The 12,747-nt window shown below is 41.4% G+C and carries 10 protein-coding genes; 2 read left to right on the top strand and 8 right to left on the bottom strand.

The window, feature by feature from the left end:
* Positions 1-8 precede the first annotated feature (8 nt).
* Positions 9-560, bottom strand: coding sequence for a LemA family protein (locus BN3283_RS12190; protein WP_059026779.1), 552 nt, complete (start codon positions 558-560; stop codon positions 9-11).
* 215 nt (positions 561-775) lie between these two features.
* Here BN3283_RS12190 and BN3283_RS12185 point away from each other — a divergent pair, with 215 nt between their 5' ends.
* Entirely contained in the window at positions 776-1,630 is an 855-nt protein-coding gene (locus tag BN3283_RS12185; protein ID WP_059026778.1) for a helix-turn-helix domain-containing protein, read from the top strand.
* On the opposite strand, the gene BN3283_RS12180 is transcribed toward BN3283_RS12185, so the two are convergent.
* The 3 genes from BN3283_RS12180 to araJ form a co-directional block, all read right to left on the bottom strand.
* Entirely contained in the window at positions 1,627-2,163 is a 537-nt protein-coding gene (locus BN3283_RS12180; RefSeq protein ID WP_041503137.1) for a chromate transporter, read from the bottom strand. The two genes, BN3283_RS12185 and BN3283_RS12180, sit on opposite strands and share 4 nt — an antisense overlap.
* A gap of 20 nt (positions 2,164-2,183) precedes the next feature.
* Entirely contained in the window at positions 2,184-2,753 is a 570-nt protein-coding gene (locus BN3283_RS12175; protein ID WP_041503136.1) for a chromate transporter, read from the bottom strand.
* 93 nt (positions 2,754-2,846) lie between these two features.
* Positions 2,847-3,998: an MFS transporter AraJ gene (gene araJ / locus BN3283_RS12170; protein WP_041503135.1), complete on the bottom strand. Its 1,152-nt coding sequence runs from the start codon at positions 3,996-3,998 to the stop codon at positions 2,847-2,849.
* Positions 3,999-4,155: 157 nt separating this feature from the next.
* Between araJ and BN3283_RS12165 the strand changes: the two genes are divergently transcribed.
* A complete protein-coding gene (locus tag BN3283_RS12165; protein ID WP_059026777.1) occupies positions 4,156-6,276 on the top strand; it encodes a DUF3352 domain-containing protein in 2,121 nt (706 codons plus the stop codon).
* Positions 6,277-6,286: 10 nt separating this feature from the next.
* Here the strand turns inward: BN3283_RS12165 and BN3283_RS12160 are convergent, their stop codons facing one another.
* The 4 genes from BN3283_RS12160 to BN3283_RS12145 form a co-directional block, all read right to left on the bottom strand.
* The gene (locus tag BN3283_RS12160) at positions 6,287-7,537 is read right to left on the bottom strand and encodes a peptidoglycan DD-metalloendopeptidase family protein (RefSeq protein WP_041503133.1); all 1,251 of its coding nucleotides are present in this window, start codon (positions 7,535-7,537) and stop codon (positions 6,287-6,289) included.
* Between the two features lie 145 nt (positions 7,538-7,682).
* The gene (locus BN3283_RS12155) at positions 7,683-9,131 is read right to left on the bottom strand and encodes a carbon starvation CstA family protein (RefSeq protein WP_059026776.1); all 1,449 of its coding nucleotides are present in this window, start codon (positions 9,129-9,131) and stop codon (positions 7,683-7,685) included.
* An 81-nt stretch (positions 9,132-9,212) separates the two neighbouring features.
* Positions 9,213-11,492: a ribonuclease R gene (gene rnr, locus BN3283_RS12150; RefSeq protein WP_059026775.1), complete on the bottom strand. Its 2,280-nt coding sequence runs from the start codon at positions 11,490-11,492 to the stop codon at positions 9,213-9,215.
* A gap of 247 nt (positions 11,493-11,739) precedes the next feature.
* On the bottom strand, positions 11,740-12,708 hold the full coding sequence (locus tag BN3283_RS12145) for an NAD-dependent epimerase/dehydratase family protein (protein ID WP_041503129.1): 969 nt from the start codon (positions 12,706-12,708) through the stop codon (positions 11,740-11,742).
* Positions 12,709-12,747: the final 39 nt, after the last annotated feature.

The following is a 12,747-nucleotide window of genomic DNA, read 5'->3' as shown; positions in this document are numbered from 1 at the left end:
CAACCGCTTTAGGATTGGAACAGATCTTTTACATCGGGTACCGCTTTTTCCTCTTCCGGAATACTCAGTACTTCTTTCTTGTAAAAATTGAAAAGGTTGGCAATGATATTCGAAGGAACGGTCGTGACAGCATTATTGTAATCAGTGACACAGGCATTGTAAGTTCTTCTGGCTGCCGCTAATTGCTCTTCTGTTTCATTTAGGGCTTTTTGTAATTGCATAAAATTCTCCGAAGCCCGTAATTGGGGATAATTTTCGGCGACCAGAAAAAAACTTCGTTTGGCCGTATTGAATGTCCGGTCGAACTCGCTTTTTTCTTCCGTGGTCAGTGAATCGTAATTCCGTGAACGTAATTCCGTGATCCTGCTAAAGGTATTTTCTTCGTGTTTGGCGTATTGTTGTACGGTTGCAACCAAATTCGGAATCAAATCGAATCTTTTTTTCAACATGGCATCGATCGAACCGAATGCATTTTCGGTGTTGTTGCGTTTACGTGTCAAATTATTGTACGCAATGATGCTGTAACCGAAAATAACGATAAGAATAATAAGTGAAATCATGGTGTCGACGGTTTAAATGATTTACAAAATTAGTTTTTTTATAAAACAGAGATCGTATTTGTTGAAATATTTTATGGTTGGAATATTTTTTTCCTCCGGGGAGATGATCTTAAAGAGCCTGTTTAGTTTATAAAAGAACTTATAAAATGTAATTTGTAGGCAATAAAAAAACGGAATGCTTATATTTGTTTGTACTATACAAGGAAAAGGGGCAAATGAATACGAGAATATGCGAGCAGTCTACGTGTGAAAAATATGATCCGAAAAATAAATACGGCTTCGTTTTACAGGAGGTAAAAAGAAATACTCAAAAAGTTTACCAGGGAAGCAAGTTCTGTCATGAACTGATGGTTGTATTGGAGGGAGACATTTCTGTAACTTTTAAAGGACGACAGATTGTTTGTGGAAAGGAGGAGATGTTTCTTGTTCCCAAAAATTGTGAAGTGGAGATAAATACGTCGAATAATCCATGTAAATTATTGTGTATCCGATCTAATATGGAAGAGCAGATCTGCCTGAAAGATCATCAGGAAATTCTTTCGGGGTTGAAATATTTTCGGTGGGAGTATAGCTCTTTAAAAGTGAATGAGCCTTTACGGCTGTATTTAAATTACTTATTGTATTCCATTCATAATGTCATGCCTTGCCATTATTATTTGAATGTCTATAAATTGAATATGGCGGCCATTTTTTCTCAATATTACACGAAAGAAGAGATATATAAACTGTTTTATCCGGTATTGGGTGATGATTATTCCTTTAAATTGCTTGTGTTTAAACATTATCAATCCGTTACGTCGTTAAAAGATTTTGCCGAAAAAACGGGGTGTAGTTTGTCTACTTTTAAGCGGAGGTTTAAAAAAGAGTTCAATACTTCCGCCTATAAGTGGTTACAGATAAAAAAAGCGAAAGCAATTGAAAGCGATTTAGCTAATTTGACTCAGGATATTCAGATCATTATAGATAAATATCATTTTTCGGGGCATACCTCTTTTTATAATTTTTGTCTTAAATATTTAGGAGGAACACCCTCGGAGATCAGAAAGAGGTTGTTGAATAAAAACGATTAATAGAGGATATAGCCGACGATTCCCGCGATAACGATCATGAGTATCGGATCCATTTTGAATTTGAAGGTTAGTAAAAAAGCCCCGATAAAGATAAGCCAGCTTTTGTAATCGATGAAGTTGTTTTTATTGATTAAAAGCAGTGCTGCAGCCCCGATTAACCCGGTGACGGTAACTTTCAAGCCATTCATGGCCATATCCACGTAACGATTTTCCCGGAAGGCAAAAAAGAATTTGGAGATGGTAATCATGATTATCAGGGAGGGAAGACTGACGGCAATGGTACATATGATAGAGCCCCATATGCTGTTGGTGGCCGTGTAGCCGATGTAGGTTGCCGTGTTAAAAGCAATAGGTCCCGGGGTTGTTTGAGAAATAGCCACGATATCCGTGAAATCGGAAACACTGATCCATTGGTGAACCTCGACCACATCATGTTGTATCAAAGAGAGCATGGCATATCCGCCCCCGAAACCGAAAAGGCCGATTTTAAAAAAAGTGATGAAAAGACTGAGATATAAATCGAATTCTTCCATGAACGTTGTTTCGAATTTGCTTATTTATTTTTATCCTTAGGCGTTATTTTGTTTTTCCCGCTTCTGAATAAACCGTAACCGACACCTCCCAGTATGGCTAAAATGATGATGTAAATGGGAGATATTCCGACTTGCCATATCAATAGGGCAGCTAAGATAGGTATGATCACCGTCTTCGGTGTCACCCCGGCTGCTTTGCCCATTTGCCACAACGGGGCTGCAATCAGGGCTACTACGGCGGGACGTATGCCTTTAAACACCCGTTCGACGACCGGGTTATCTTTAAAATCGGTAAATAAAATGGCGATCAGCAGAATGATGATGAAAGAAGGTAAGATGGTGCCGAGGCTGGAAAAAACCACCCCTTTACCTTTTCTGGCTTTATAACCCACGAATATGGCCGTGTTCAGGGCTATGGGACCGGGGGCAGATTGGGCAACCGCTAACATTTCGATAAACTCTTTCTCTTGAAGCCATCCTTTTTTATCAACCACCTCTTTCTGTATGAGGGGAATCATGGCATAACCACCTCCTAACGTGAATGTTCCGATTTTGAAAAAAGACCAAAAAATTTGCCAATAAGATGCCATAATAGTTGTTTTTCTATATCGAACAAATGTACATGATAAGATTTACTTTTTATTAGAAATAGGTGAAAAAAACAGGTAAAAATCCGGGCTTATCTATGCTTTTATCGTTTCGTATTTCCGGGTGAAAACGAACAGTAACATAAAACCGGTCAGCGCGAATGGAGTTCCCGCGAGAGCCGAGTATTGATAGCTTAATCCGGCTTGTAAGGGTAGCCCCCCGCAATAAGCCCCGATAGCATTTCCTAAATTGAAGGCGATCTGAACGCTTGCTGCTCCTAACATTTCTCCTCCTTTGGAATAACGAATGAGTAAAACTTGTTGCGGCGTGGACAAGGCGAAAAGGCAAGCCGTACATAGGCACATGAGTGTTGCCGAAATCCAGGATACCCGCGCTAAAAAGAATATAAGCAACAGAATCGTGAATGCACAACCTTGGGTGAAAAAGGCTACCCGTCCCGGAGTGTATCGATCTGATAAACGACCGCTGATCAAATTTCCGGCAACCATTCCCGCTCCGGCTAAAATCATAAGTAATGAAATACTGTCGACTGGAAATCCGGAAATTTGTGTCAGTAACGGGTTGATGTAACTATACCAACAAAAGATGCCTCCGTTTCCCAATAAGGTGGCAAAAATTAGTAACCACGGAGCCGGGGATTTTAAAAAACGGAATTGACCTGTAAAGCCGGTATCGGGTAGGTTTTCTACCGGAGGGATCCATTTCCAGATGTAATAGAGAATGACGATCCCCCATAGACCGACGAGTAGGAATGTGACTCTCCAGGAAAGGAACGTACTCAAGAAAGTTCCTAAAGGTACTCCGAAGAGGTTCGCGATTGTCATGCCGGCAACCATGATGGAAACAGCTTCCGAACCCTTCCCTTTGATAGCTAATTTTTCGGCAACGATGGAACCTACTCCGAAATAGGCTCCATGCGGGAGTCCCGAGATAAAACGGGAAATCACCAGGGTCCAATAATTGGGGGCAAGGGAAGCACAAATATTGCCGATCATTATTACAGAAACCAATCCCAAAAGGATGTGCTTTAATGGAAATTTACGGGCAAGAATCAGTACCGGAGCTCCGAAGCAGACTCCTAAGGCATAGGCCGAGATCAGATGGCCGGCGGTAGCGATGTCGATGTGTAAAGCACGTGCAATGTCCGGTAAGATTCCCATGATCACAAACTCGGCAATACCTAATCCTAATGTTCCGAAAGCTAATGCGATGAAACTTTTTTTCATATTTATTTTTTTCGGGGCGTAAAATTAAAATATATATTTATTCTTTGTTTTCTCGTTTTCTTGCTTTTTGTAAAAAATAATACGTGATATGGCGTGAATGGTTGTATAATATTGTATACTTGTATTTTGTACGGTGTTTTAAATTGATGACTTTATCATGAGAAGCAAACTTATTCTTATAACGATTCCATTCGTGACCTTGATCGTTTTGATCTGGTTGGCTTTTTATAAAGATGCCGGGCGTTATAAAATAACACAAGCTTTACCGGAGAATGCAGTTTTTACGGTGGAAATACCTTCTTTCAATCATATACACGAGAGTCTAAGTCGGAATAGAATATGGCAATCGCTTAAAACTTATCCTTATTTTGAAGCATATCACGACTATTTTGAACGGGCCGATTCTTTGTGTAAAGTCTATCCGACGTTGAAGCGAATGTTGACGGATAGACCTGTTTCTATTTCCTGTTATGAAGTTACTTCTTTTAATTATGATTTCTTATATGTATGCGATTTGGGTAAGTTGAACGTGATCAGGACTTTTGAAGGCATGGTTTCGGTATTGTTGAATAACGGTGATTTGAAAATAACGAAATTAAAAGGCGAGGGAGAAAAATTTCATGAACTGACGGGCAAAGGGTTTAAATTGTATTTCGCCATAAAAGGGAATCTTTTAATTACCTCCTGTTCCCGGGAATTAGTTGAGCGTTCTCTATCCGCATGCGAAGGTCTGGTAAAAATAAAAAAAGACCTACCTGGTGGAGATGCCGTAATCGACGTTGACCATAAACGGATAGGGAATGCAATCAATGCTTTTTTGGAAACGGCGTCTATAACGGAAGAAGAGCCTTTGCTTGATTTTACTCGTTTAGTGTTGCAGTTGAATGATCGAAATCTTCGTTTCTCCGGTATTACCAAATCGAATCGCGATGTATTTTCGATACTTAATTTGTTGAACCGGACCAAAGGGAAGGCTTCCGGAATTGACCGGATTGCAGGAGAACACACGGCGGCCTATGTTTCTTGGTGTTTTTCTTCTTTTTCAGAGTTACAAAAAATCTTGATTGAGAATTATAGGTCGGAACGGGAAGAAGACTATAAAGCGATAGAGCGTTCGGTCGGGAAAATAAATAGATTTTTGAATCTTGATATTTTAGATCTGTTTACTTCCTGGGTCGGGCATGAAATTGCCCTGATCAAACCGGCTCTCGATGAAGAGAATCGGCAGGACAATATTATTTTGGCTATTCAGGCGAACGATATTATTTATGCGCGAGATCAGTTGAACTATTTGATGGAACAAATAGATCGTAAGACTCCGGTCCGTGAGAAAGCTATGGAATTTAACGGGTATAAGATTCATTATTTTAGTTTGAAGGGATTTTTTAAACTGTTTCTGAATTCTAAGTTCAACCGATTGGATCGTCCCTATTATACTTTTATAGGGGATTATGTCGTATTTAGTAATTCGCCTCTTTCTTTAGCGGAGATGATCAGGGATTACTTGTTAGGCAAGACATTAGCTCATGATGAAGAATACATCGGTTTAATGCAAGATTTAGGTAACGGAAGTAATATTTATGGTTATATCAATACTTCCAACGCGTACGACTTTTTGTATCATGATTTAAAATCGGATGCCCGGCAGGAGTTAGAAAATAATAAAGATGCATTTTTGAGTTTTGAAGTTATCGGACTGGCGTTGTCGGCACAAGGTGAGGATTTTAAAACCAATGTAATTGCAAATTTTAATAAAAATGCTCCGGAAGAGTATAAGATACGGGAACTTAACCGGGAATTGGAAAAACAAATAGACCGGATCGAGTCCGGTTTTTATTATCCGAGCATTCCGGATAGTATCGCTATAGGAGTGAAAGATTTTTATGTATACAAAACTTCTCTTTTCACGGTGAAAGGAGCTTTGAAAGATGGAGATCCGGACGGGTGTTGGAGTATTTACGATCCGCTTGGAAAAATGATAGGACTCTTCCCGTATGAGGAGGGTAAAATAAACGGAGAAGCTCGTTTTTTTTATAAGGATGGCAAATTACAAGGGAAGGTCGTTTACCGTAAAGGAGAGATTCAATTCTATAAAGAATATTTTCCCGATGGGACATTGAAATTAGAGATGCCTTACCGTAAAGGAATGCGTCACGGTGTGGTAAGATTTTATTACAAAACCGGTCATTTATTGTGTGAGGGACGTTATAAAAAAGGTCATCCTGTTGGTAAATGGCATTACTACCGAATTACCGGGGAAAAAAGAACCGATTATTGATTCCGGTCGGTTATAACTGTTTTAATCGTCGAGTTAGAGAGTCCCGCACGACAATGAATTGAGGCATGTTCTCTTTTGAAATCGGTTCTTTCGGAGGAGATACCATTTTCAGGGGATTGATGGGAGTTCCGTTTTTATATACCCTGAAATCCAGGTGAGGACCTGTCGCTAATCCGGTACTGCCTACGTAGCCGATGACTTCTCCCTGTTTAACCCGTTTTCCCGGGGCAATTCCCTGGGCGAACCGGGAGAGATGCATATAGGTGGTGGAGTAGACGCTGTTGTGTTTGACGGTGACATAATTTCCCCCTCCTCCTTTTTGGAAAGCCTTTTTGGTAATGACTCCGTCTCCGATTGTATAGACAGGGGTTCCCGTGGGAGCGGCATAGTCTATTCCGTGATGGGAACGATATTTTTTCAATACCGGATGGAAACGGTTGTTTGAAAATCCGGATGAAATCCGCGAATATTTAAGAGGAGCTTTTAAGAAAGTTTTTTGCAAACTATTCCCGTCTTCATCGAAATAGGAGAATTTTTCGTTTTGAACGAAAGGGATAGCGTAAAAATCCCTACCGGCATGGGTGAAGATAGCACCCTTTATTTTGAAGTCCCGTAAAGGTTGTTCTTCGACATAGGATTCCTCGTAGATCACCCGAATGGAATCTCCTTTGGCAATGCCGTAGAAATCGATAGACCAGGCGTATATATCCGCTAAACTAATGGCTAATGTAGGGTCTGTTTGTGCCTCTACCATCGCATTCCATAAAGAGGATTGAATACCGACTTTTGCGGATAGCTCCCTTACTTCGACCTCTTTTTTCCCGATATAAACAGGCGAGGTCTCTTTGAAGTCAATGACAACAAATTCTAATGCATTGTTTTCATAAATGAAAAATTCCGGAGATTTCAAACTGTCTTTGGCGAGAAATAAAGTGTATTTTCGTCCCGCTTTTATTTTCCGGACATCGAAAATATCTTTACAACGTTGAGAGATTTCGTGTATTTTTTTAGGAGAAACTCCGTATTTGGCCAAGATGGCCGAAAGGCTTTGGTTGCGTCCCACGACTCCTTCCTCTACTTCGAAATTATCGGAAGGAATACCGTATTTGTAATGTTCTTGTTTTAACTCCGTCGTGTCGACTACCTCTTCCACTGCTTCGGCTTCCAATACAGCTTCTTTGTACTCTTTAGGCCAAAAAATAACGATAGCCAATACAACGCCTACGGCTGCCCAAATCCAGATCCATTTTGTTTTTTTCATTCTACAAAATATTCATATATTCATAGATAACATCTTACCTTCGGGATAAGATGTGTCCCTTTTTGTTTGTTTTGTATGTTGCTTTTTCCGTTTGCAATTTAGAGTAAACTCTTATAAACTGCAACCCGTTTTTTATTATTTTAAACTAAATCTTTTTCCCTTTTTTTAGTTTGCTGGTTCTCAGAAAGAAAAGAATCAATAAGCCGATGCCTGCGGCTATTCCGATCGGGTAACCGACAGACGGTTGAATGAATATTCCCCCGGCCTTGTATGGAGCTACAAGGATGTAGGTAACGCATACGATACTTAGAAAGGTGGCCGGAATAGAGAGCATCCAATGGGGTTTCCCTGTTTTTGCCAAGTAAGTGGCAGCAGTCCATAGGGTTACCGTGGCTAAAACCTGATTCCCTATGCCGACATATTTCCATATGGTGGAAAAATCAAAACTGCAAAAGAAATAAGCCAGAATGAAGATAGGAATCGAAACGATCAGTCGATTCTTTATAGGCTTTTGAGTGAATTTAAGAGCATCGGCAATGATCAATCGCATACTGCGAAAAGCTGTGTCTCCCGAAGTAATAGGGCATGCGACTACACCTATAATGGCAATAATGGCTCCCAAACGTCCTAACCAGGAACGACACACTTCATTGACAATTATGGCCGGATCGCTACCGGAACCTGCTGCCGCATTTAATCCTTCCGCTCCCCCGAAGTAGGCCATGGCGGCTGTGGCCCAAATCATGGCAACAATACCTTCGGATATCATGGCTCCGTAGAAAATGGGTCTTCCGTATTTTTCATCGGTCATACAACGGGCCATCATGGGGGATTGGGTAGCATGGAACCCGGATATAGCCCCACAGGAGATGACGATAAACAGCATCGGGAAAAGAATGTTTTCCTGTGGATTAACGTGCAGGTTACGCATGGTGTCGAAAGTGAGTTCCTCTAATTGAACTTCCCCGCTGAATCCCCCGTACAGGAGATAACCGCCTACACTGAGTGCCATAAAAATCAAGGCTGCTCCCATAAAAGGATAAATACGCCCGATGATTTTATCTATCGGCAATAAAGTTGCCAGTATGTAATAGGCAAAAATAATGTACAGCCATGGGGCCATACTTGTTCCGGTTAAATTGCCTAAGAGTCCCGCGGGACCGTTCACGAAGGAAACTCCCACCGCTAATAAAAGAAATCCGGTAAAGAATGTCATGAATTTCCGGATACCGTTGCCCATGTATTTACCCACGATATCCGGAAGGCTCATGCCATCGTTCCGTACGGAGAGCATTCCGGAAAAGTAATCGTGTACAGCACCCATGAAAATACAACCGATTACGATCCATAGATATGCCATGGGACCGTAGGCTGCTCCTAATATAGCCCCGAAAATGGGACCTAACCCCGCGATATTCAGAAATTGAATGACGAAAATCCGCCAGGGTTTTAGTTCGTGGTAGTCAACTCCGTCAGCCAGTCGTTTAACCGGAGTTTTTATTTCAGATGATGCACCGAAAAATCGTTCGACAAATTTCCCGTAAGTAAAATAAGCGACGATAAGCAACGCGATGGAGATAATAAAAGTAATCATTGGTTTAGTCGTTTTTCACACCTCCCAAAGATAGAAAAAATGTTTTTTTATTGTTCTTCATTCAAGAAAGAACTTAAAAAGTTAATTCCTTTTTTTCGATTTTTTCCTCCCTTTGTTTTTGTTGCTTTCATCTCCTCGTCTTCCTCGACGTGATTTTCGTACAGAACGGGGCGGCGTTATAGCCTTGGAGCGAATAACGGATGGAGAGGTCTCCGTTTTTTCATTACCTACCAAAGTGAAGTCCAATTGACGGGCAACTAAATTAGCTTTCGCTACTTTGACCATTACCTGATCTCCCAATTGGTATACCTTTCGGTGGCGACGACCGACAATGCAGTAGTTCTCTTCGTCGAATTCGTAATAATCATCCTCTAACTCGGTCATAGAGACCAATCCTTCGCATTTGGTATCGTTCAATTCGACATAAAAACCCCATTGGGTCACTCCGGAGATGGTTCCCATAAAGGGCTGATCCAGTTTGTCGGACATAAATTCCACTTGTTTGTATTTGATGGAAGCTCTCTCCGCGTTGGCTGCCACTTGTTCCATTTCGGAACAATGTTTACATTCTTCCTCGTATTTTTCCTGATTGACCGAACGTCCTCCTGCTATATAACGTGCCAACAGACGGTGGGTCATTACATCCGGATAACGCCGGATTGGAGAAGTAAAATGGGAATAATAGTCGAAAGCTAAACCGTAATGTCCTACATTCTCTGTAGAGTAGGCGGCTTTAGCCATGGTACGTACGGCAAGTGTTTCGATCATATTTTGTTCCGGCCGATCCTTCACATCGCTCATCAATTTGTTCATGGAGGAGGAGAGGGTTTTGGGGTTGCTTGAACGTAGATGATAGCCGAATTTCGCGATGAATCGTCCGAATTCTTCTAATTTATCCGGGTTCGGCTGTTCGTGTACACGGTAGACGAAAGTTTTGGGTTTTTGTCCGGGCTTAAGCTTTCCGATTCGTTCGGCTACTTTTTTATTGGCAAGCAACATAAATTCCTCTATCAATTTATTGGCTTCTTTGGATTGTTTGAAGTAAACCCCGGTAGGCTTTCCCTTTTCATCTATATCGAATCTTACTTCCACCCGGTCGAAGTCGATGGCTCCGCTTTTAAATCTTTCCGCTCTTAATTTTTGGGCCAGGTCGTTTAATTCCAGGATCTCCGTCTTGTAATCGCCTTCGCCTCCTTCGATCATCGCCTGTGCTTCTTCGTAAGTGAAACGGCGATTGGATTTTATAACCGTGCGGCCGAACCATTGGTCCGCTATTTCCGCGTTATCATTTAACTCGAAAACGGCGGAGAAACATAGTTTTTCTTCATTCGGACGTAAGGAACAGACCCCATTGGAGAGCCGTTCGGGCAACATAGGAATCGTACGGTCTACCAAGTATACGGAAGTGGCCCTTGCGTCAGCTTCTTTATCCAATACGGAGTTCTCTTCGACGTAATAGCTCACGTCGGCGATGTGTACGCCAACTTCATAATGACCGTTTTTTAATTTTCGGATGGAAAGGGCGTCGTCAAAATCCTTGGCGTCTTTAGGATCGATCGTGAACGTTGTTATTTCCCTGAAATCTTTTCGTGTTTTATACTCCTCATCGGGGATCGTATCCGGGATTTTTTCTGCCGCTTTTTCCACGTTTGCCGGAAATTTAACGGGAAGTTCGAATTCCGCCATGATGGCATTCATCTCCGTATCGTTGTCTCCCGGTCTTCCGAGGACCTCCAACACGGTTCCTACCGGATTTTTTTGGTTCTCAGGCCATTCTGTGATTTTTACTATGGCTTTATCCCCGTCTTTTGCCCCGTTTAACTCGTTGAGGGGAATGAAGATATCATAAGGAAGTTGTTTGCCGGAAGGAACTAAAAAAGCATATTGCCGGGAACATTGTATGATTCCCACGAAGGTCTCTTTTTTTCTTTCAAGGATTTCGACAACCTCTCCTTCCGGTCTTCTGCTTTTACTTCGGGCATAGACGATGACTTTTACCTTGTCCCCGTTTAACGCGTGATTTAGGTTTACCTGAGGAATGAAAACATCCTCTTTGGTTTCATCCGAAACCAGGTAAGCGGTTCCTTTTGCAGTTAAATCGATAATTCCGGTAATATATGTGCTGACGGCTTTTAATTTGAATTTTCCTGTCGATTCTTCGGATATCAGTCCGTCGATCTTCATCTCGTAAAGTACCTCGTTGATCAGGCGCTTTAATTCCATGTTTTTGATGCCCAGCTGCAAGGCTAATTGCTTGTAATTGAAATATTCGTTGGGCTTATGAGTAAAGATATCGAATAAGGATTGATAAAGTTCTTTTTTCCCGATACTTTTATGTGGTTTTTTCTCTTTTTTTGACATACACTACAGATTTATGAAGGATATATAATCCTTTAAAGTTTAATGTCACTAAAGTAATATTATTTTTTGATATCTGTTTTATGATGAGGCAGTCTATTTTAATAGCACTTTGACCCCGTCCCAAAGTGCTATTATAATTGCTCGTTCAGACGGCTGACGGAGGTATTCGAAATAAAATTCGGAAGAATAAAAAATGGCTTTCGGGTGTAATAAGCCGAAAGCCATTTATGAGTAAATAGGGAAGTTCTTATTTGATCAATCCCTTATCGAATTTTTCTTTTACCTTAACGAGCATATCGTTTGTCATGCTGGTTAAATCGTATTTCGGAGCCCAACCCCACTCTTGGCGGGCACAGGTATCGTCCATGCTGTTAGGCCAGCTGTTGGCGATAGCTTGTTTTACCGGGTCGATTTGGTAGTCCATCTTAAATTCCGGTATGTGTTTGCGGATTTCTGCGGCTATTTGCTCCGGTTCGAAACTCATGGAAGCGATATTGAAGCTGTTCCGGTGTTTTAACTTGGTCGGATCGGCTTCCATCAATTGAACCACGGCATTCAATGCATCCGGCATATACATCATATCCATGTATGTACCTGCTTGAACGTTGCAGGTAAAGGAACCTTTGCGAATGGCATCGTAATAAATTTCAACGGCATAATCAGTGGTGCCTCCGCCGGGTAGGGTTACGTAAGAGATCAACCCCGGGAAACGTACGCTTCTCGTGTCGACTCCGAAACGATGGAAATAATAATCGCTTAAAAGTTCTCCCGTTACCTTGCAAACACCGTAAATGGTCGTGTTGGACCGTTGTAAGGTGTCTTGAGGTGTTTTATCTTTAGGGGTGTCGTTACCGAAGGCACCGATAGAACTCGGCGTGAACACGGCGCAATTGTTATCTTTAGCGATATACAAGGAGTTGGTTAATGCTCCGATATTGATATCCCAGGCTAATTTCGGGTTTTTTTCTCCGGTAGCGGATAATAGGGCCACCAGATTGAAAATGGTATCGATACCGTATTTTTTAACGATAGCGGTGTAAGCTTCTCCATCCAAAGCGTTTAATGCTTCGAATGGTCCGGCTTCTGCCAATGCTTTACATTTATCAGCGCTGATATCGGCTGCCACTACATTGTTGTTTCCATAAATGGATCTTAAATGAGGAACAAGTTCTGAACCGATTTGTCCCCCTGCTCCGACGATTAATATTTTTTTCATCCCAATTGTTTTTTGATGAACGATTTACTTTTGTTTGTT

The sequence above is a fragment of the Gabonibacter massiliensis genome (assembly GCA_001487125.1).
Lineage (GTDB): Bacteria > Bacteroidota > Bacteroidia > Bacteroidales > Marinifilaceae > Gabonibacter > Gabonibacter massiliensis.
This window is presented reverse-complemented; position numbering and strand designations above follow the sequence as displayed.